This is a genomic window from Devosia sp. A449 (assembly GCF_054489375.1).
Window position 1 is genome coordinate 91692 of the sequence record NZ_JBTMWU010000005.1, and the last position, 19460, is coordinate 111151.

18 protein-coding genes are annotated in these 19460 nt (G+C 63.3%); 12 read left to right on the plus strand and 6 right to left on the minus strand.

Going from position 1 to position 19460, the window contains the following annotated elements; translation table 11 throughout:
* Window positions 1–126: 126 nt before the first annotated feature.
* Entirely contained in the window at window positions 127–1032 is a 906-nt protein-coding gene (kdgD, locus tag ACX3OW_RS14600; protein WP_459096522.1) for a 5-dehydro-4-deoxyglucarate dehydratase, read from the minus strand.
* A 225-nt stretch (window positions 1033–1257) separates the two neighbouring features.
* Here kdgD and ACX3OW_RS14605 point away from each other — a divergent pair, with 225 nt between their 5' ends.
* The 9 genes from ACX3OW_RS14605 (at window position 1258) to ACX3OW_RS14645 (ending at window position 11923) form a co-directional block, all read left to right on the plus strand.
* Window positions 1258–3126 carry an ABC transporter substrate-binding protein gene (locus tag ACX3OW_RS14605; RefSeq protein WP_459096523.1) on the plus strand — a complete coding sequence of 623 codons (1869 nt, stop codon included), beginning with the start codon at window positions 1258–1260 and terminating at the stop codon, window positions 3124–3126.
* Window positions 3127–3187: 61 nt separating this feature from the next.
* Complete coding sequence (locus tag ACX3OW_RS14610) at window positions 3188–4171, plus strand: ABC transporter permease (protein WP_459096524.1); 984 nt, start codon at window positions 3188–3190, stop codon at window positions 4169–4171.
* A complete protein-coding gene (locus ACX3OW_RS14615; RefSeq protein ID WP_459096525.1) occupies window positions 4168–5310 on the plus strand; it encodes an ABC transporter permease in 1143 nt (380 codons plus the stop codon). Before ACX3OW_RS14610 ends, ACX3OW_RS14615 begins: the two co-directional genes overlap by 4 nt.
* A gap of 7 nt (window positions 5311–5317) precedes the next feature.
* Complete coding sequence (locus ACX3OW_RS14620; RefSeq protein WP_459096526.1) at window positions 5318–7015, plus strand: ABC transporter ATP-binding protein; 1698 nt, start codon at window positions 5318–5320, stop codon at window positions 7013–7015.
* Window positions 7008–7808 (plus strand): NAD-dependent epimerase/dehydratase family protein, encoded by an 801-nt coding sequence (locus ACX3OW_RS14625; RefSeq protein WP_459096527.1) that lies wholly within the window; start codon window positions 7008–7010, stop codon window positions 7806–7808. Before ACX3OW_RS14620 ends, ACX3OW_RS14625 begins: the two co-directional genes overlap by 8 nt.
* A gap of 77 nt (window positions 7809–7885) precedes the next feature.
* A complete protein-coding gene (locus ACX3OW_RS14630) occupies window positions 7886–8632 on the plus strand; it encodes an SDR family NAD(P)-dependent oxidoreductase (protein ID WP_459096528.1) in 747 nt (248 codons plus the stop codon).
* Between the two features lie 300 nt (window positions 8633–8932).
* On the plus strand, window positions 8933–9877 hold the full coding sequence (locus ACX3OW_RS14635; protein ID WP_459096529.1) for a Bug family tripartite tricarboxylate transporter substrate binding protein: 945 nt from the start codon (window positions 8933–8935) through the stop codon (window positions 9875–9877).
* A complete protein-coding gene (locus tag ACX3OW_RS14640) occupies window positions 9874–10359 on the plus strand; it encodes a tripartite tricarboxylate transporter TctB family protein (protein ID WP_459096530.1) in 486 nt (161 codons plus the stop codon). The genes ACX3OW_RS14635 and ACX3OW_RS14640 overlap by 4 nt, the downstream gene beginning before the upstream one ends.
* Window positions 10360–10375: 16 nt before the next feature.
* Complete coding sequence (locus ACX3OW_RS14645; RefSeq protein WP_459096531.1) at window positions 10376–11923, plus strand: tripartite tricarboxylate transporter permease; 1548 nt, start codon at window positions 10376–10378, stop codon at window positions 11921–11923.
* Window positions 11924–12117: 194 nt separating this feature from the next.
* Here the strand turns inward: ACX3OW_RS14645 and ACX3OW_RS14650 are convergent, their stop codons facing one another.
* From ACX3OW_RS14650 to ACX3OW_RS14665, 4 genes are all read right to left on the minus strand, one after another.
* Window positions 12118–12285 carry a hypothetical protein gene (locus ACX3OW_RS14650; protein ID WP_459096532.1) on the minus strand — a complete coding sequence of 56 codons (168 nt, stop codon included), beginning with the start codon at window positions 12283–12285 and terminating at the stop codon, window positions 12118–12120.
* 225 nt (window positions 12286–12510) lie between these two features.
* Complete coding sequence (locus ACX3OW_RS14655) at window positions 12511–14976, minus strand: sensor histidine kinase (RefSeq protein WP_459096533.1); 2466 nt, start codon at window positions 14974–14976, stop codon at window positions 12511–12513.
* An 8-nt stretch (window positions 14977–14984) separates the two neighbouring features.
* The gene (locus tag ACX3OW_RS14660; protein ID WP_459096534.1) at window positions 14985–15656 is read right to left on the minus strand and encodes a response regulator transcription factor; all 672 of its coding nucleotides are present in this window, start codon (window positions 15654–15656) and stop codon (window positions 14985–14987) included.
* A 52-nt stretch (window positions 15657–15708) separates the two neighbouring features.
* Entirely contained in the window at window positions 15709–15876 is a 168-nt protein-coding gene (locus ACX3OW_RS14665; RefSeq protein ID WP_459096535.1) for a hypothetical protein, read from the minus strand.
* A gap of 216 nt (window positions 15877–16092) precedes the next feature.
* Here ACX3OW_RS14665 and uxaC point away from each other — a divergent pair, with 216 nt between their 5' ends.
* Window positions 16093–17499, plus strand: coding sequence for a glucuronate isomerase (gene uxaC / locus ACX3OW_RS14670; protein ID WP_459096536.1), 1407 nt, complete (start codon window positions 16093–16095; stop codon window positions 17497–17499).
* A gap of 197 nt (window positions 17500–17696) precedes the next feature.
* Here uxaC and ACX3OW_RS14675 read toward each other — a convergent pair whose 3' ends face one another.
* Complete coding sequence (locus tag ACX3OW_RS14675; RefSeq protein ID WP_459096537.1) at window positions 17697–17873, minus strand: hypothetical protein; 177 nt, start codon at window positions 17871–17873, stop codon at window positions 17697–17699.
* Window positions 17874–18129: 256 nt separating this feature from the next.
* Between ACX3OW_RS14675 and ACX3OW_RS14680 the strand changes: the two genes are divergently transcribed.
* Together ACX3OW_RS14680 and ACX3OW_RS14685 are read left to right on the plus strand one after the other, a co-directional pair.
* Complete coding sequence (locus ACX3OW_RS14680; protein ID WP_459096538.1) at window positions 18130–18939, plus strand: aminoglycoside phosphotransferase family protein; 810 nt, start codon at window positions 18130–18132, stop codon at window positions 18937–18939.
* A 13-nt stretch (window positions 18940–18952) separates the two neighbouring features.
* On the plus strand, window positions 18953–19453 hold the full coding sequence (locus ACX3OW_RS14685) for a CAP domain-containing protein (protein ID WP_459096539.1): 501 nt from the start codon (window positions 18953–18955) through the stop codon (window positions 19451–19453).
* Window positions 19454–19460: the final 7 nt, after the last annotated feature.

The following is a 19460-nucleotide window of genomic DNA, read 5'->3' on the forward strand; positions in this document are numbered from 1 at the left end:
TCAGGATGGGGCCGGCTCAAGGCCGGGATGACATCGCGTTTCGGGGTGGGGTAAGGCTCAATTCCCCAGTACAAACCAAAAAGCCCGGACCTTCTGGTCCGGGCTTTTTGACACCAGGGAGGGTGTTTAGCGGTGCGCGGCGATCAGGCCGGCGAGGATTTCGCGTTCATGCGGGTCGAGGTCGATCAGGGGGCTGCGGACGTTGCCGGCCGGGCGGCCGACGAGTTCGGCGCCGGTCTTGATCATCGACACCGCGTAGCCGCGCTTGTGGTCGCGTAGCGCGATCAGCGGCAGGTAGAAGCTCTTGAGCAGGCTTTGCACCGTGGCGCTGTCGCGCTGCCGGACGGCGTTGTAGAAGCGCAGCGCCAGCTCGGGGACGAAGTTGAACACCGCCGAGGAATAGGTGGTGACGCCCATTTCCAGATAAGGCTGGGCGAAGACTTCGGCGGTCGGCAAGCCGCCAATATGCACCATGCGGTCGCCGATCCGGCTGGCCACCTGCACCATCAGTTGCAGATCGCCAATGCCATCCTTGTAGCCGATCAAATTGGGGCACATCTCGGCGAGGCGGGCCAGCGAGTCCGGGGTCAGTCGCGAATTGTCGCGCGCGTAATAGATGACGCCGATGCGCACCGCGTCGCAGATCGCCTTCATATGGGCGATGATGCCTTCCTGCTCGGCGAACATCAGATAATGCGGCAGCACCAGAATGCCGGCGGCGCCGGCCTTTTCGGCGCGCCTGGCCAGGTCGACGGCGAGGCGGGTGCCATAGCCGACGCCGGCCAGCACCGGCACATTGGCGGCGCTGTTGCGCACGGCGGTGCTGATCACATCGTCATATTCATCATAGCCGATCGAGAAGAACTCGCCGGTGCCGCCCGCCGCGAACAGGCCCGAGATGTCATAGGATGACAGCCATTGCAGGCGTTTCGCATAGGAGTCGCGGTCGAACTCCCCCGCCGCATCGAAGTCCGTCACCGGAAAGGACAGTAGGCCCGTACCGATCTTGGCTTTGATTTCGTCGAAGGTCACGTCAGTCTCCTGCTGCAAAGAAAGTAGTATGATTGCTTCGAGCTAACATTGCCAAACGCGCCCTGTCAACGCCAGAAATTGGGGGCTGTATCAGGGCGTCTTAAAAGAAGTATGATTTCTTATTGACAAGAATGTTGCTGTCATACGAAAGTGCCATCGATCAAAGCTTGATGGGAGGGAACATTGAAGCATTTCACACGAGCCGCATTAGCGGGAATCTCCGTATTGGCCCTGGCCAGTGCGGGATTCGCTCAGGACTACAAACAGGCCCCTGAACTCGACGCGCTGGTCGCCAGCGGGGCGCTGCCGGCCGTTGCCGAGCGGGTCAGTGCAAACCCGCGCGTCATCGTGCCGGTGGCAGAAGTGGGGCAGTATGGGGGGACGTTCCGCGGTGGCATGGTTGGCGGCAATGACCGCAACATGCTTTTCACCCACTTTGGCTACGAGCCGCTGCTGGCCTGGGATGCCGACTGGACCGGCGAAGTGGTGCCCAATATCGCCACCGGCTACACCGCCAGCGCCGATGGCAAATCCTTCACCTTCACCCTGCGTGAGGGCATGAAGTGGTCGGATGGCTCGCCCTTCAGCTCCGACGATGTGGCCTTCTTCATCGAAGATGTCCTCCCCGACGCCAAGCTGTTTCCGACCAAGCCGGGCTGGCTGACGGTCGAGGGCGAATTGCCGACCATCGCCGTGACCTCGCCGACCGAATTCACCATTTCCTGGACCAAGCCGAACGGGCTGTTCATCATCAATGCCGCCAGCGTCTATGGCGTGCAGCTGGCGATGCTCAGCAAGGCCTATTGCAGCCCGTTTCTGCCGAAATATAACGCCGAGGCGGATGCTACTGCCAAGGCGGCCGGGGCGGCAGACTGGGCCGAGCGGATGATCGCCATGTGCGGCATCGGCATCGAGGCCATCGAGCGCTGGCGCAATCCGGAACGCCCGACCATTGAGGCCTGGCGTATCATCGACCCCTATGTGGCCGGCGCGACCCGCGTGACGCTGGAGCGCAATCCCTATTACTGGAAGGTCGACACTGCCGGAAACCAGCTGCCCTATATCGACGATCTGAGCATCTCGGTGAATGCCGAAGCCCAAACGCTGCTACTCGGCGTGCTGGCCGGCGAAATCGACTATGAAGTGCGCCACATCGCCAATCCGCCCAATCTGCCGGTGCTGGCCGAGGGCATGGATGCCGGCAATTATCATATCAGCAGCCGTGAATCCCGCGTCGGCAATGCGATGACCATTTCGGTCAATCTCAACTCGCACGACCCGGTCAAGCAGCCGGTGTTCCAGAACAAGGACTTCCGCATCGCGCTGTCCCATGCGCTGGATCGCCAGGCGATCATCGACACGCTGTATCTGGGGCAGGGCACGCCGCAGCAGGTGTCGCCGCGCCAGGGCACGCCGTTCTATAATGAGAAGCTGGCCACCCAGTATCTCGAATATGACGTGGCTGAAGCCAATCGCCTGCTCGACTCCATCGGTCTCGACAAGCGGGGCGGCAATGGCTTGCGGCTGGCGCCGGATGGCAGTCCGCTGGTGGTCAATGTCGCGGCAGTGACCGCGCTGGGCGCCATGGCCGATGCGGCTGAGCTGTTCGTGCAATATTGGCAAGCCGTGGGCGTCGATGCCCGCTTCGCTGCCATGGACCGCACGCGGTTCTACGAGGAAAAAACCGCCAGCCAGCACGACATCGTCGTCTGGGGCGCTACCTCGGGCGGCATCGACGTGTTCATCGATCCGCGCGACTACTTCCCCTTCTCCACCGAGACCAATTTCGCCATCGACTGGGCGAAATATTATATCGGCGACGGCGGCGAGGAGCCCCCGGCTTACGTCAAGGACCAGTGGTCGCTCTATGACCAGATCAAGGGCACCTCGGACCCCGACAAGCAGGCGGCGCTGTTCCAGCAGATCCTCGATATTGCGGCCGATCAATTCTACCAGATCGGCGTCAGTACCGCGATCAACAGCTTTGCCGTGGTGGGCAATACGCTCGGCAACGTCCCCGAAGATACCCCGGTCGGCTGGATCCACCCTGATCCGGGCACGCTGAATACCGAGCAGTTCTACTTCAAGCAGTAGTCCCCGCTTGAGGCCCGGCCGCCAGTCGGCCGGGCCATCCCCGCACGGAGTGTCGCGCGTCATGCTGTTTTATATTCTCAAGCGGATCGCCGGCATGATCCCTGCCATGCTGGCCATTTCGGTGCTGGCCTTTGTGGTGATCCAGCTGCCGCCCGGCGACTATGTCTCCACCTATGCCGCCCAGATTGCCCAGACCGGCGAAGCCGTCGACAGCGCGCTGCTGGAGTCGCTGCGCAACCGCTACGGCCTCGGCGAAAATCTGGTGGTGCAATATTTCAAATGGATCGGCGGCATTGCCCGGGGCGATTTCGGCGACAGCTTCGAATGGCGCCAGCCGGTGACCGAGCTGATCTGGGGCCGCATGGGCATGACGGCGCTGATTTCGCTGTGCACGCTGGTGCTGATGTGGGCCTTCGCGCTGCCGATCGGCATCTACTCCGCCGCCCGCCAATATTCGGTGACCGATTACCTCTCCACCGCCTTTGCTTTCCTTGCCATGGCGACGCCCAATTTCCTGCTGGCCATCGTGCTGCTCTATATCACCACCATGTGGTTCGGCGTTTCGGTCGGCGGGCTGTTCTCGCCAGCCTTCGAGAATGCGCCGTGGTCGCTGGCCAAATTGTGGGATTTCATCACCCATGCCTGGGTGCCGATTTTCGTGCTCGGCACTGCCGGCACCGCCTCGCTGATCCGCATCATGCGCGCCAATCTGCTCGATGAGCTGCACAAGCCCTATGTCGAGGCCGGCCGCGCCAAGGGCCTGCCCGAAGCGCGGCTGATCCTGACCTATCCGACGCGCGTGGCGCTCAATCCGTTTATTTCCACCGTTGGCTGGGTGCTGCCGGCGCTGATTTCGGGCGAACTCATCGTCTCGACGGTGCTGAATCTGCCCACCGCCGGCCCGTTGCTGCTGCAGGCGCTCAAGAGCCAGGACATGTATCTGGCCGGTGCCTTCATCCTGCTCAGTGGCGGCCTAGTGCTGATCGGCACCCTGGTCTCCGATATTCTCCTGGCGATTTCCGATCCGAGGATCCGTCTGCAATGAGCCTCGAAACCCCTCTCCCCCAGAGTGACGACCATCTGCTCGACCAACAGGTCGTGGGTGGCAGCCTGCAAGCCGCCGGCCAATGGACGCTGATGTGGAACAAGTTCCGCAAACACAAGCTGGCGGTGATTTCGCTGGTGGTGGTGCTGTTCATCTATCTAGTGGCGCTGTTCGCCGAATTCCTCGCCCCCTATGATCCGGGCAAATTCGATCCGCGCTACACTTTCGCGCCGCCACAGGCGATCGGCTGGTTTGTCGATGGCCAGTTCCAGCCCCATGTCACCGGCTTTGATATCCAGCTCGATCCCAAGAGCTTCCGCCGGGTCTTCACCACCGATCCGAGTGCGATCATTCCCATCGGCCTGTTCGTCGCCGGCCAGCCCTATAAAATGTGGGGCCTGTTCGAGACCAACCTGCATTTCATCGGCCCGCTCGATCCGACCCAGCCCTTCTTCCTCGCCGGTGGCGACCGGCTGGGACGCGACCTGCTCAGCCGCACCATTCACGGTACGCGGATTTCCATGTCCATCGGCCTCGTCGGCGTCGGGCTGTCGCTGGTGATCGGCATGATCCTGGGCGGCATTTCCGGCTATCGCGGTGGCATGATCGACCGGGTGATCCAGCGCGTCATCGAATTCATCCGCTCGGTGCCCACCATTCCGCTCTGGCTCGGGCTGGCCGCCGCGATGCCCAAGGACTGGCCGCCGCTCCAAGTGTATTTCTCCATCCTGATCATTCTGTCGCTGATTGGCTGGACTGAAATTGCCCGCGTGGTGCGGGGGCGCTTCCTCAGCCTGCGCAGCGATGATTTCGTCATTGCCGCGCGGCTCGATGGGGTCAGCGAATTCCGCCTGATCATGCGCCACATGATGCCGTCGCTCTATTCCCACATCATCGCCGCCGTCACCCTGGCCATTCCCAACATGATCCTGGCCGAAACCTCGCTCAGCTTCCTCGGGCTTGGGCTGCAACCGCCCATCGTCAGCTGGGGCGTGCTGTTGCAGGATACCCAGAATTTGCGGGCCATCACCCAGGCGCCGTGGATGTTCGTGCCGGGCGTCTGTGTCGTGGTGGCGGTGCTGTCGCTCAATTTTCTCGGCGATGGCGTGCGTGACGCCGCCGACCCCTATGCCAAGTGAGGTTGCCATGATCGACACTGCCGCGCCGATCCTGAAGATCAGCAATCTCTCGGTCGAGTTCCCGATGCACAAATCGGTGCTGCATGCGGTCAAGGATATCAGCTTCGACCTGCATCGCGGCGAGACGCTGTGCGTCGTGGGGGAAAGCGGTTCGGGCAAATCCGTCACCGCCCGCGCCATCCTCCAGCTCGTTCCCAAGCCGGGCGAGATCACCGCCGGCAAGATCGAGCTGACCACCGAGACCGGTTCGGTCGATATCGTGGCGCTGGGCAATAGCGGCCCGGCAATCCGCCAGATTCGTGGGCGCCGCATCGCCATGATTTTTCAGGAGCCGATGACCAGTCTGTCGCCGGTTCATACCATCGGCCACCAGATCATCGAGACCATTCTGCTGCATGAAAAGATCAGCAAGGACGAGGCCCGCAAACGCGCCGCTGCTTTGCTTGACCGCGTGCGCATCCCCAATCCGGACGCGGCGCTGGATCGCTATTCTTTCGAGTTTTCCGGCGGCATGCGCCAGCGCGCCATGATCGCCATGGCGCTATCGTGCAATCCCGAAATCCTGATTGCCGACGAGCCGACCACGGCACTCGACGTCACCACCCAGGCCGAAATCCTGTCGCTGATCCGCGAATTGCAGCGCGACCGGGGCATGGCGGTGTTGTTCATCACCCATGACATGGGCGTCGTCGCTCAGATTGCCGACCGGGTGATGGTGATGTTCCGGGGCGAGAAGGTGGAAGAGGCCAATGTCTTCGACCTGTTCGCCCGCCCGCAGCAGCCCTATACCCGCGCGCTGCTCAGCTCGGTGCTGAAGCTCGAAACCCCGGCGCCGCGCCCCGAGCGGCCTGAAGCCGAAAAGCCCATCGCCGTGATCAACGATCTGGCGCTGCATTTTCCGCTCAATGCCGGCTTTTTCGGTCGGCCTACCGCCTATCTCAAGGCGATTGACGGGGTCAGCCTCACCATCAATCAGGGCGAGACGGTGGGCGTGGTCGGGGAGTCCGGCTCCGGCAAGACCACGCTGGGTCGCACCCTGCTGCGCGTCTATACCCCCACCGGTGGGCAGGTGAATTACTGGCGCGGCGATGGCAGTTCGGTCGATATCGCCTCGCTGGGCAAGGCGGGGATGAAGTCGCTCTATGGCGAAGTGCGGATGATCTTTCAGGACCCGCATTCCTCGCTCAATCCGCGCATGACCATCTATCAGATCATCTCCGAGCCGCTGCGCACCAATACCAGGATGAGCGAAACCCAGATGAAGGACCGGGTGCAGGAATTGCTGGAACGCGTCGGCCTGCCGTCGGACATTGGCGACCGCTATCCGCATGCTTTCTCCGGCGGCCAGCGCCAGCGCATTTCCATTGCCCGCGCCGTTGCGGTGCGACCGCGCCTGATCATTGCCGACGAACCGACTTCGGCGCTCGACGTGTCACTGCGCCATCAGGTGCTCGACCTGATGCGCGATCTGCAGTCCGAATTCGGGCTGTCCTATCTGTTCATTTCGCACGACATTTCGGTCATCCGTTATTTCTGTGACCGGGTGGCAGTGATGAAGAATGGCAAAATCGTCGAAATCGGCGATGTGGCGCAGATTTGCGAGCGGCCGCAGCACGACTATACCAAGACGCTGATCAGCGCCGTTCCCCGTCCCGATCCCCGCCTGCGCGCCGATGCGCCGTCTGAGGAACTGACGCATGGCTAAAATTCTGCTGACGGGTGCCTCGGGCCGGCTGGGAACGCATTTGCGCCAGTGGTTTGGGCAGCAGGGCCGGGCCTATCTGCCCACCGATATCGTGCCGGCGGCCGATGGGGGCGAGATAAGTCTCGCCGATCTGGCCGACCGGGCAGCGGTCGATGCACTGATGAACCAGGACATTGCCGCGGTGGTGCATTTCGGCGGCATGGCCAAGGAGGCCGGCTGGCAGACCGTGCTCGAAGCCAACATCATCGGCACTTACAATATCTTCGAGGCGGCCCGTCTGGCTGGCGTCAAAAAGGTGATCTTTGCCTCGTCCTATCATGCGCTGGGCATGTACCCGACCGCCGAGGTGCCGATTGCCGTCGACGCGCCGTATCGGCCGGATTCGCTCTATGGCGTCTCCAAGGCTTTTGGCGAGAGTCTGAGCCGGCTGTATTTCGACAAGTTCGGCATCGAATGTCTCAATATCCGCATCTGCACCGCCGGTCAGCCGGGCACTCCGCGTGAGGCGCGGCTATGGTTCAACCGCGATGATCTGGCTGGCCTGGTTGATCACGCGCTCGATATGACCGGCCTGGGGCATCGCACGATGTACGGCATTTCCAACAATCCCAATGCCTTTTTCGTCAACGCGCCGGACCCCGATTTCGGCTGGGCTGCCAGCCACACTTCGCTCGAACTGGGCACGCCCGATCCGCGCGAACCGCTTGATCCGGATAATTCGCGCAATCGGCTGGTCGGCGGCATCTTCACCGAATGGGGCCATTTTGACGACAGTGATCCGGGCAAGGCTTGAGACAGATTGGGGATGGCAAGTCGGGCGCGGCGCTCTATCGTGCGGTGCTAATTCCTTGCCAGTGAAAGTCTTCCCCAATGAACCAGATCGATCTTGATGGACAGGTCGCCGTCGTCACCGGCGGCGCGCAGGGCCTCGGCTTTGCCATTGCCCAGCGGCTGATCGACAGCGGCGCCAAGGTGAGCCTGTGGGATCGCGATGCCGACATTCTGGCGCAGGCCATTGCGGCGCTGGGGGCCGCTGCGTCCAGTGTGGTGGTCGATATTACCGACTATCCCGGCCTCGTCGCCGCCCATGCCCAGGTCGAGCAGCAGGTGGGGCCGGTCTCGATTCTGGTCAATTCGGCCGGCATTGCCGGCACCAATGCCAGCCTGGAGGACTACGATCCCGAGGAATGGCGGCGCGTCGTCGAGGTCAATCTCAACGGCACTTTTTACGTCAACAAGGTGATGATCGCCTCGATGAAGGCGCGCAATTATGGGCGCATCGTCAATATTTCCTCGGTGGCGGGCAAGGAGGGCAATCCCAATCTGTCGGCCTATTCGGCGGCCAAGGCCGGCGTCATCGGCCTCACCAAATCGCTGGGCAAGGAACTGGCCAAGTTCGATATCGCGGTCAACGCCATCACCCCGGCCACTGCCAAGACGCGGATTTTGGAAACCCTGACCCCCGAATTCATCGACTATATGCTGGTGCGCATCCCGCGTGGGCGGTTTCTGGAAGTCGATGAGGCTGCGGCCATGGTGGCCTGGCTGGTCAGCAAGGAGAATAGTTTTACCACGGCCAGCGTGTTTGATCTGTCGGGTGGGCGGACGACGTATTAACCCCAGCCACGATGTCACCCTGGCGAAAGCCGGGGCCCATCTCGAGATCATGCCGGTGAAGCCATCTCAGGATGGGTCCCGGCTCAAGGCCGGGATGACCCGCTGGGTGTGAGAGGCGAGGGGGGCACGCGCGCCCCGTTGCAATTGCCCGTCTGCTGGCGCAATCTGGTGGTGAAATATCCACTCGGACCGAAGTCGCATGGCGTTTCGTGCCGTGGTGACAGGACGGTGACAGGGACCCCAGCCTAGTCTGCCTGTCACGAACGCAACGACGTTCCGGATTTTGATATGGGAGGACTTATGAACAAGCTGCTTCTGGCCGCGCTGATTTCGAGCGCAATGGCTGTTCCTGCTTTCGCTGCCGACTACACCATCATGGCGCCTGCTGCCCCCGGCGGCGGCTGGGACCAGACCGCCCGTTCCATGCAGGAGGCCCTCCAGGCTGACGGCATTTCGGGCAATGTCCAGGTGACCAACGTTCCTGGTGCCGGCGGTACCATCGGGCTCGCCCAGTTCGTCAATCAGGACGAAGGCAACGCCAATGCACTGATCGTCGGTGGCTATGTGATGGTTGGCGCCATCCTCACCAACGCTTCGCCTGTAACCCTCGACATGGTGACCCCGATTGCCCGCCTCACCGGTGAAGCCGTCGTCGTCGTCGTCCCTGCCGCTTCCGAGCTGAAGACCATGGATGACCTGGTGGCCAAGCTCAAGGCTGAGCCGGGCGCTGTGGCGTGGGCTGGCGGTTCGGCCGGTGGCGCCGATCACATCACGGCTGGCCTCATCGCCAAGACCGTTGGTGTCGACCCGACGCAGGTCAACTACATCGCCTATTCGGGCGGTGGTGAAGCCCTTGCGGCCCTGCTGGGCGGCCAGGTGACTGTCGGTATCTCGGGCTATTCCGAGTTTGCCGCTCAGATCGATGCCGGCGAACTGCGCCTGCTCGCCGTCTCCAGCGACACCCGCATCCCGGGCGTCGATGCACCGACCCTGCGTGAAGCCGGTGTCGATATGGACCTGCAGAACTGGCGCATGGTTGCTGCCGCTCCCGGCATCACCGACGAGCAGAAGGCCGCCATCACCGCTGACATCGAAAAGATGGTGAATTCGGCTTCGTGGAAGGCCACGCTCGAAACCAAGGGCTGGGTCGATACCTATCTGGCTGGCGACGCGTTCACCGCCCAGCTGGCTGCCGATACGGAAGCCACTGCAGCCATCCTGAAAGACATTGGCCTGGTCGAATGAGCTTAGGCCAACCCAACCTCTCGCGCCGCCCCGATGGGGCGGCGCTTGTCATAGCGGCCATTCTGGCAGGCATCGCTGCGGTCATCATCTGGCAGACCAGCCAGATGCGGGTCCCCCCGATCCAGGCCAAGGTCGGCCCCACCGTGTTCCCCTATGTCATCGCCACTGGCTTGCTGGCGCTGTCCGTCGGCACCGTGGTGTCGGCGCTGCGGGGCGCCTTTCCGGCCCGCGCTGATGATAATTTCGTGCCGATCATCTGGATTGTCACCGGGTTGATTGCGCAAATCCTGCTGCTGTCCACCATCGGCTTCTCGCTGGCGACCGGCATTCTGTTCGCCTTCACCGCCAAGGGTTTTGGCCGCGGACCGCTGTGGAAGACCATCCCCATCGGGGCTGTCGTCGCTTTCATCGTCTGGTTCCTCTTTGCCAAGGGCCTGCAGCTGTCGCTGCCATCCGGGCCGCTCGAACGGCTTATTCCCTGATCGGACCCTAGCTGACATGGATACTTTCGGACTTCTCGCGCAGGGCCTGGTTGCCGCACTCCAGTGGCAGAACCTGATGTATGCGCTGATTGGCGTGACCCTGGGCACCGCCGTCGGCGTGCTGCCCGGCATCGGCCCGGCGCTGACCGTGGCGCTGCTGCTGCCCGTCACCTACAAGCTCGATCCGGCCGGCTCGCTGATCATGTTTGCCGGCATCTATTACGGCGGCATGTATGGCGGCTCGACCACCTCCATCCTGCTCAATACGCCGGGCGAAAGCGCCTCGATCGTCACTGCGCTCGAGGGCAACAAGATGGCAAGGCAAGGCAGGGGCGGTCCCGCCCTCGCCACCGCTGCCATCGGCTCCTTCGTCGCTGGTTTGATCGCCACGCTGGCGCTGGCCTTTGTCGCGCCCTGGGTGGTCAAGATGGCGCTGGCCTTCGGCCCCGCCGAATATTTTGCCCTGATGGTGCTGGCCTTCATCACCGTGTCGGCCGCCTTCGGCGACTCGGCGTTGCGCGGGCTCACTGCGCTGTTCATCGGTCTGGGCCTCGGCCTGATCGGCATTGACCTGCAAACCGGTCAGGCGCGGCTCTCCTTCGGCATTCCCGATCTGCTCGACGGCATCGAGGTGACCACGCTGGCCGTGGCGCTGTTCGCCATTGGCGAAACCCTCAAGACCGCCGCCGACCGTAGCCAGGTCAAGGACGAAGTCCTCTCCGTCAAAGGCTCGGTCTGGATGACCAAGGAAGACTGGAAGCGCAGCTGGATGCCGTGGTTGCGCGGCACGGCGGTAGGCTTTCCCATCGGCGCCATGCCGGCCGGCGGCGCCGATGTCGCCAGCTTCCTGTCCTACAGCACCGAAAAGACCTTCGCCAAAAAGCCCGAGGAATTCGGCCATGGCGCCATCGAAGGCGTCGCCGGTCCCGAAGCGGCCAACAATGCTTCCGCCGCCGGTACGCTGGTGCCGCTGCTGACTTTGGGCCTGCCGACCACCGCTACAGCGGCGATCATGCTGGCCGGGTTCCAGCAATTCGGCCTGCAGCCCGGCCCGCTGCTGTTCACCAACAATGCCAGCCTGGTCTGGGCGCTGATCGCCAGCCTGTTGGTCGCCAACTTCATGCTGATCGTGCTCAACCTGCCGCTGATCGGGCTGTGGGTGAAGCTGCTGTCGATCCCCAAGCCGTGGCTCTATGGCGGCATTCTGGTGTTCGCTACGCTGGGCACGCTGGGCGCCAATGGCGCCATGTCCGGGCATCTGGGGCCGTTCCGCTTCTCGTTCGAGCTGATGCTGCTGCTGGCCTTCGGTATTCTGGGCTATCTGCTGCGGCGCTTCGACTACCCAATCGCCCCGGTGGTGGTCGGGCTGATCCTGGGGCCGATGGCCGAGCAACAGCTCCGGCGCGGTCTCGCCATCAGCCAGGGCGATCCGATGGTGCTGATCCAGTCGCCGATCGCGCTGACGCTCTATGCGCTGGCCGCCGCCGCCGTGCTGGTGCCGCTCTGGCTCCGCCTGCGCGGCAAGGGTGCCGTACTCGGCCAACTGGCCAGCGACGAAGACTGATCACCCAACCCAGAAATAACAAAAGCCCGGATGCCCTTTTCAAGGGATCCGGGCTTTCTCACGTCAGATCATCCGCAAGGCGCGGGCCGCACACAGGGAGGAGAGCGGCGCGCCACAGCGACGGAGCAAGCCTGATCACTCAGGCGGCGGGCTGGGCTTCAGGAGGGATGAAGCAACCAGCGCTCGCCGGATTGCTACCGGCCGATCGAACGGAAAGCGTCGGGATCGATACCCAGGTTACGCAAGTGCTTGGCCTGCGGAGCACGGCCTGCCTCGACAGCGTTGGAGACAGCAGTTGCGCTGCCGAAAACTTCAACGAAGGTGCCAAGGGTCGAAAAAAACGACTTACGGGGGGTGCTCATAGTGCCAGTTCCTCTTGTGACCCAACCGAATTGCCGGGCCGCTTTCATGACTAGGAAGATGGGCTCACCCCTGCCGCTTTACTAGGGTGCAAAGGACAGGGCAGCTATGCGTTCCGTGTGGTTATCTTGGCGTTAACCCTCAAAAACCCCGAATATTTGCCAATATTGTGCAACTTAGGTCTTATCCATGCGTAATGCGCATGTCTGTCATGGCTTTATTGGCCCTCACGGCTTGGGCGAAACAATCTCGCCCCAGCTGTCGAGGAAGCGTTTCCGCCGCTGCTGGTCCAGCGACACCATCAGCGCCGGCCCCAGCGCCACCGGCTGGATCACCCCGCGCCCGCGCGCGGCGATGGCTTCGCTGGTCCACTCACCACTGGCGCCCGGCACCACTGAACCCAGCGCCGTCGCTCCCGCCGCGATGGCCTGCCCGGTCGGCGACAGGGCAAAGTCGACAAACGCCTTGCCCAATTCGGGATGCGGCGCGTCGCGCGGGATCAGCATGGCGCGCGTCAGCACCAGCACATAGTCATCCGGCACCACGATTTCAATTTCGGCGCCCGCCGCCTTGCGGGCAAAGGCGTAGGAGCCCAGCACATTATAGCCCAGCGCCAGCGAGCCATCGGCAACGCCATTGAGAATGGCCGGGCTCGAGCCCGAAAACACCGCGCCCACCCGTCCGAACGCCGCCGCCAGCCGCCAGAAATTGGATGAAATCACCTGGTCCTGGGACGCCAGCAGATAGCCCACGCCGGAAACGGCAATGTCGTAAGTGGCAATCGCGCCGCGGAAACGCTCGGTCTGGGTTTCCAGCAATTCGGCCAGCGTCAGATGGGTGCGCGGCACCTCGGCGGCGCTGATGCGGCCCGGATTATAGATGATCACCGCCGGCTCGAAGGTGAAGCCGAACACCTCATTGCGCCAATGCGCCCAGTCGGGCAGCCCGCCCAGCCAGGGGCTGTCATAGGCCATGGCATGACCGTCATTGGCCAGCTTGATCTGCAGATCGGCAGCCGAGCTGATCAGTAGGTCCGGCGGCGGCATCGCCCCGGAGAGGAAATTCTCATACATCGGCAGGGAATCCTGCTCGTCATACTCCACCGTCACATTGGGGTAGAGCGCCTGAAACCCTGCTACGAAGCCGACAAACAGCGGCGTATCGGTGGTGCCGACAATGGTCAGCACCGTGTTGCTGCTGCCATCGGGCGCCGGGTAGGTCGATGAGGCCGCCTGCGCCCCGCGCGGATCGAGCAGCAGCAGGCCAAGCAGGGCTACCGCCATGCTGCCCAGCGCCCGCCGCTTCGGCTCGGCCTTGCCCTTGCGTCCCGCCAGCGGCAGGTCGATCTCGACCACCAGCCCGCCGCCGGGACGGTCCAGTAGCCGCAGCGCGCCGCGATGCGCCTCGACCACCCGTTTGACGATGGACAGCCCCAGCCCCGAGCCGGCGGTGCTCCGGCTGGCACTGCCGCGTTTGAACCGCTCCAGCACCAGCGGCTTTTCCGCCGCTGCGATGCCCGGCCCCCGGTCGCGCACCGCCATGGTGATCAGCCCCTCATTCATGCTGCCGCCGATTTCCACCGGCCCATCCGAATACACCAAGGCGTTGTCCACCACATTGCGCACCATCTCGCGCAGCGCGACCCGGTCACCGCGCACGATTGCCGTCGCCACGGCATCGGGCAGGGCGACCATCAGTCTGCCGGCCTGATCGGGATCGAGCCGTTGCCGCACCTCTTCGACCACCGCACCAAACGCCGCCGTGTCGGTTTCCTGATTTTCCAGGCGATGCGACACCGTCGCTTCCATCAGCAGCTGGCTGACCAATTGGCTGGCCTGCACCGCGCCCTGATGGATGCGCCGCACCCGCTTGCGCAGCGCTTCGGGGTCCTGTTCATCCATCGCCACTTCGGCCTGCGCCCGCAGCGAGGCCAGCGGCGTGCGCACCTCATGGGCGGCCTCGGCCACCAGCCCGGTGACCCGCTCCATGGCGCTGCCCAGCCGCGCCATGAAGGCATTGAGGCCCGAGACCAGCTGGCTCACCTCCACCGGCACCGGCACATCCACTGGCGATAGGTCATCCGGCGCCCGTCCGCGCAATTCCTGTTCCAGCTGATACAGCGGCGCGAACATCCGCCCGATGCCGAACCACACCAGCGCAATGGCCAGCAGCGTCAGTGCCACTACCGGCACGATGGCGTTGCCGAGAATTTCCGCCGCCAGCGCCTCGCGCTCTGCCTGGGTTTCCGCGACGTGGATGGTCACCCAATCGGCATCGCCGCCCGACGAGGTCAGCCGCCCGACACTGGCCACCCGCACCAGTTCGCCACGATAGATGGTGTCGGCAAACACGGGTCCCGCAGAGGCCAACTCCGGCAGTGCCACCGACAGATCTTCATAGCCAGTCACCGCCCGCCCGCTCGGGTCTTCCACCGCATAGAACACCCGGTCGCGCCCGGAAAACATGCCGAACGAGGCGAAAGGCAGCTCGACAATCACCGTGTCGTTTTCGACCTGCACCGCCCCGGCAATGGTCAGCGCCGATGCCGCCAGCAGCCGATCGAACGCCTGATCTGCCGCCCGCTCGGCATAATCGCGAATGAACACGATCAGCACCACCGCCGCCGCCAGCAACAGCGCCAGCGCCAGCGCCAGAATGCGCCGGCGGATGGAGAAGGATTTAGTGGGCGCCATGAGACCGACTACCCATGCGGCGCCCGCACCACATAGCCGACCCCGCGCACGGTGCCGATTTCCACATCCGATGCTTCCAGTTTCTTGCGCAGTCGAGAGATGTGCAGCTCTAGCGCATTGACCGATACCGACTCGTCAAAATTGAACAACTGGTTCATCAGCCGCTCCTTGGGCACCACCTTGCCGGCATGGGTGACCAGAATTTCCAGCAAGCGGAATTCGCGCCGCCCCAGTTCCAGCGGCGCCCCGCCGACACTGGCATTGAGACCCGCCAGATCCATTTCGAGATTGCCGACGCCCAGCGTGCTGGTGGTCTGCCCGCCGGTGCGCCGGATCAGCGCCCGCAACCGCGCTTCCAGCTCGCGCAGATCGAAGGGTTTGACCAGATAATCATCGGCGCCCAGATCGAGCAGGCTCACCTTGTCGTCGATTTCCGAGCGGGCGGTGATCACCAGAATGGGGGCATTGAATTTGCGTTTGCGCAATTCGGCGATCAGCCCGATGCCGTCGCGATTGGGCAGCATCAGATCGAGCGCCACCGCGTCGAAATCATCACCTTCGGCGGCCCCGACCACGTCATTGCCGTCGCGCACCCATTCCACCGAGTGGCCGGCGCTGCGCAGGCGTTTTTCAATCGCCTCGCCCAGGTCTTCATTGTCTTCGACAAGCAGGATTCGCATTGGCAGCCGGTGTTCTCCCCGGGCGCACCCTAGTGGTTCAGCGCTATCCTGTCTAAAAAACTGTGGTCATCATTGCGGCGGCCACCGCGACGATCCCGATGGCGGCCATGCCGGCGGCCAGCAGCATCAATTGGGCCCGCTGCACATGCGCCGATTGCCGCGCCTGCTTGCGCGCCAGGAGCAACCCGCTATCCAGTCCACTGCTATCGATATGCGCCATGAGATCACCCCTCAATCATCGGTCAAAACGACCGAAAATGAGCCCTGGGCAGCCGCGTTCGCGCTGTTTCTCACCCGCTATCGATAAGACTAGCCCGACCCCTCCCGGGCACGAACGCCATCCTCCCATTGCAGTTAATTTAGCTAAAATGCCGCCTATGCGAATCTTGTATGGAAGCTGATTGATCTGCCGCGCGGATCATGGCAAAAATAGCGCATGACCCATCTTCATCCCGACCGCCTGTTCCCCGCTTCCGAGCCCGCCCAGACCATCGCGCGCGAGCTCTATCCCGATGTGGCCGACCTGCCGCTGATCTGTCCGCATGGGCATACCGATCCGTCGTGGTTTGCCAATAATCAGCGCTTTTCCGATCCGGCAGCGCTGTTTTTGACGCCCGACCATTATGTGCTGCGCATGCTGCGCAGCCGGGGCCTGAGCTATGACGATCTCGGCGTGCCCCGCAAGGATGGCAAGCCGGTCGCCGCTGGCCGCGATGCGTGGCGCCTGTTTGCCGCCAATTATTACCTGTTCGCCGGCACCCCATCCAAGACCTGGATCGACCATTCGCTCGACTGGGGTTTTGGCCTCAAGGAGGAATTGTCCTCCAGCACGGCCGACGCCATTTACGACACCATCGACGCGGCGCTCGCCACCCCCGATCTGCTGCCGCATGCGCTGCTTGACCGGGCGCGGGTGGAAGTCATCGCCACCACCGAATTCGCGCTTGACCCGCTGGTGCATCACCAGAAGATGGAAGCCGACGGCATGATCGGCCGGGTCCGCACCACCTATCGCCCCGATGACGTGACCGATCCCAGCCGCGCCAACATCGTCGACAACCTGCAGAAATTCGGCGAGATCACTGGCGAAAACATCGCCACCTGGGCCGGGCTGATCAATGCCCACCGCAATCGCCGCGAATATTTCCGTCGCTTCGGCGCAGTCGCCACCGACCATGGCGTGCCAACTGCCAATACCGCCGATCTGAGCGGGCCGGAAAAGCAGGAACTGCTCGACAAGGTGCTGGCCGGCCAGCATGACGCGGCTGATGCCGAGCTGTTCCGCGCCCAGATGATGACCGAAATGGCGCTGCTCTCGGTTGAGGATGGCATGGTCATGCAAATCCATGCCGGCTCGCGCCGCAACACCGATCCGCTGGTGATGGCCGAACGCGGCACCGATATGGGCGCCGATATTCCGGGCCCCACCGATTTTGTGAACGGGTTGCGGGCTTTGCTGTCGAAATGCGGCAACGAACCCAATCTGCGGCTGCTGATGTTCGGGCTCGACGAAACCACCTATGCCCGCGAAATGGCGCCAATGGCCGGCTACTGGCCCAGCCTGATGATCGGCCCGCCCTGGTGGTTCCACGATAGCCCGCAGGGTATTCGTCGCTATCTCGATCAGGTGGTGGAAACCGCCGGCTTCTACAATCTGGCCGGCTTTAACGACGACACCCGCGCTTTGCTGTCGATCCCCGCCCGCCACGACGTCTGGCGCCGCGAAGTCTGCGGCTTCCTCGGCCGCTGGGTCGGTGAAAACCGCATCACCAAAGCCACGGCCCGCGATATCGCCAAGCATCTGAGCTACCAGGCGGCGAAGGACGCGTATCGGATTAAGTAGCCAGCGATCTCACCCTCGCCCCGTCCACCGGGTTCACCCTCCCCCTTGCGGGGAGGGAAGCGAGATAGGAGTTAGCCTACTAACTCCGTGATCGAACAGGGAGGGGGTATGAGAGCCCCAATATTGGGGCCAAACCACCCCCACCCTTGATCCCTCCCCGCAAGGGGGAGGGTGTCGACTGATAATTCAGCTGCCGCCTACGGCGACTTCCACAGCACCATCAACACAATAACCACCCCTGTCAGTAGCAGCACCAGCAGGCCACTCAGCCCGTTGAAGATCTGCCGGCCAAGGCTCGGATGCGCCTCGTCGGCGGCAAGGATATCGGCGAGTTCGGCCGGTTCCCGCCGGTCATCATAAGGTTGATGCGTCATCGCAAGCTCCTCCCTGTCGGACTTGGCTTCGCGTCTGATCACCCTACGCCGGCGGGGCTAACCAGTCCTTGCCGGGCCAGAGCTTTCTGTCGTTAGGGTTGCCATCTGGCCAATTGGCAGGCTTACCCAGGCGTTAGCATCACGTTTGCATGAAGATTGGCGGCATTTTTCGTCCACCCCGTCGAAACCGGGCGCGCCTTCTGCTCTAATGGCGACAATGAATCAGTCGCCCATAGAAACCGCGCTTAATCGCGCCATGATCCGCTGGTCCCTGACCAAATCGTCGCTGGTCGCCGAAAGCGCCGGCAGCGTCATTTTCCGCGTCGAGCAGAATGGCCGCAACTTCGCCGCCCTCAAAATCCTCAAGCCGGCTGCGGCCGAAGAGGAGCGGCGCGGCGCCATGCTGATGAACTGGTATGACGGGGAGGGCGCGGCCACCGTCTTCGATATCCATGGCGATACCATCTTCATGGAATGGCTCGATGGCGGCACGCTGGGCGATGCCGTCCGCGCCGGACATGATGCCGATGCCACCATTGCGCTCTGCACCCTGGTCGCCAATCTGCACCGGCCTCGCGCTGGCATGCCCGAGGACTTGGAGCCGCTGCGCGAGCGCTTCCAGGCCCTGTTCGACACCGATGCCCGCGTCTGGCCCCACACCGCGCGCGACCTCTATGCTCGCGCCAGCGGCATCGCGCTGCGGCTGTTCGACCGGCCCAGCGCGCAGCTGCCACTGCATGGCGATCTGCACCACGACAACATCATGTCGTCCGATCGCGGCTGGCTCGCCATCGACCCCAAGGGCCTGCTCGGCGATCCGCTTTATGAGGTCGCCAATGTCTTCCGCAATCCCATCGGCGCGCCGGCGCTGGTCGCCGATCCGCGCCGCATCAAGGCGCTGGCCGATGAATTCGAGGCCCGTCTCGGCTTTGCCCGCAAGCGCGTGCTCGGCTGGGCTTGCGCCCATGCGGCGCTGAGTGCCTGCTGGGATCTGGCGGCCGGCAAGCCCATCACCATCGATCTGGCGGTGCTGCCGCTGCTGCTCAGCGCCTATGATCAGGCCTAACTCCGGACCGACCATGCTTCACACCACCCGTCGCGGCTTCCTCGTGCTCGGCGCCGCTGCGGCACTTTCCGCCTGCGCCGCCACCATCCCCATGGTGCCCAAGGGGGCCAGCACGCCCGAAACCCTGACCGACGCTGAAATCCTTGTGGCGATCAACGCCGTCCGCGCCGCCAATGGCGCGCCGCCTTGGACTTACAACGGCAATCTCGAGGCAGCCGCCCGCGCCCAGGCGCGGCTGATGGCGCAAAAAAACGAGTTAAGTCATGACCTTGGCGTCACGCTGCGGCAGCGGGTGACGGCGGCGGGCTATACTGGTGCGGTGGGTGAGAACGTCGCCAAGGGTTATACCAATCTGCAGGGCGCGCTGGAGGGCTGGATGAATTCCTCCGGCCATCGCGGCACGTTGCTCAGTCACCGCTTTGTCGAATTCGGCCTCGCCGCCGCGCGTGGCCCCGGCGGCAAGCTGTATTGGGCGATGATCGCCGGCGGCAGTTTTGATGCCTGGCGTGGCTAGGGCCTAA

Excerpts from the sequence above, each read along its gene's own strand:
- uxaC (WP_459096536.1), top strand. The coding sequence starts at position 16,093 with ATGACCCATCTTCATCCCGACCGCCTGTTCCCCGCTTCCGAGCCCGCC.
- ACX3OW_RS14635 (WP_459096529.1), top strand. The coding sequence starts at position 8,933 with ATGAACAAGCTGCTTCTGGCCGCGCTGATTTCGAGCGCAATGGCTGTT.
- ACX3OW_RS14615 (WP_459096525.1), top strand. The coding sequence starts at position 4,168 with ATGAGCCTCGAAACCCCTCTCCCCCAGAGTGACGACCATCTGCTCGAC.
- ACX3OW_RS14685 (WP_459096539.1), top strand. The coding sequence starts at position 18,953 with ATGCTTCACACCACCCGTCGCGGCTTCCTCGTGCTCGGCGCCGCTGCG.
- ACX3OW_RS14630 (WP_459096528.1), top strand. The coding sequence starts at position 7,886 with ATGAACCAGATCGATCTTGATGGACAGGTCGCCGTCGTCACCGGCGGC.
- ACX3OW_RS14610 (WP_459096524.1), top strand. The coding sequence starts at position 3,188 with ATGCTGTTTTATATTCTCAAGCGGATCGCCGGCATGATCCCTGCCATG.
- ACX3OW_RS14665 (WP_459096535.1), bottom strand. The coding sequence starts at position 15,876 with ATGGCGCATATCGATAGCAGTGGACTGGATAGCGGGTTGCTCCTGGCG.
- ACX3OW_RS14675 (WP_459096537.1), bottom strand. The coding sequence starts at position 17,873 with ATGACGCATCAACCTTATGATGACCGGCGGGAACCGGCCGAACTCGCC.
- ACX3OW_RS14625 (WP_459096527.1), top strand. The coding sequence starts at position 7,008 with ATGGCTAAAATTCTGCTGACGGGTGCCTCGGGCCGGCTGGGAACGCAT.
- ACX3OW_RS14660 (WP_459096534.1), bottom strand. The coding sequence starts at position 15,656 with ATGCGAATCCTGCTTGTCGAAGACAATGAAGACCTGGGCGAGGCGATT.
- ACX3OW_RS14640 (WP_459096530.1), top strand. The coding sequence starts at position 9,874 with ATGAGCTTAGGCCAACCCAACCTCTCGCGCCGCCCCGATGGGGCGGCG.
- ACX3OW_RS14680 (WP_459096538.1), top strand. The coding sequence starts at position 18,130 with ATGATCCGCTGGTCCCTGACCAAATCGTCGCTGGTCGCCGAAAGCGCC.
- ACX3OW_RS14655 (WP_459096533.1), bottom strand. The coding sequence starts at position 14,976 with ATGGCGCCCACTAAATCCTTCTCCATCCGCCGGCGCATTCTGGCGCTG.
- ACX3OW_RS14650 (WP_459096532.1), bottom strand. The coding sequence starts at position 12,285 with ATGAGCACCCCCCGTAAGTCGTTTTTTTCGACCCTTGGCACCTTCGTT.
- ACX3OW_RS14645 (WP_459096531.1), top strand. The coding sequence starts at position 10,376 with ATGGATACTTTCGGACTTCTCGCGCAGGGCCTGGTTGCCGCACTCCAG.
- ACX3OW_RS14620 (WP_459096526.1), top strand. The coding sequence starts at position 5,318 with ATGATCGACACTGCCGCGCCGATCCTGAAGATCAGCAATCTCTCGGTC.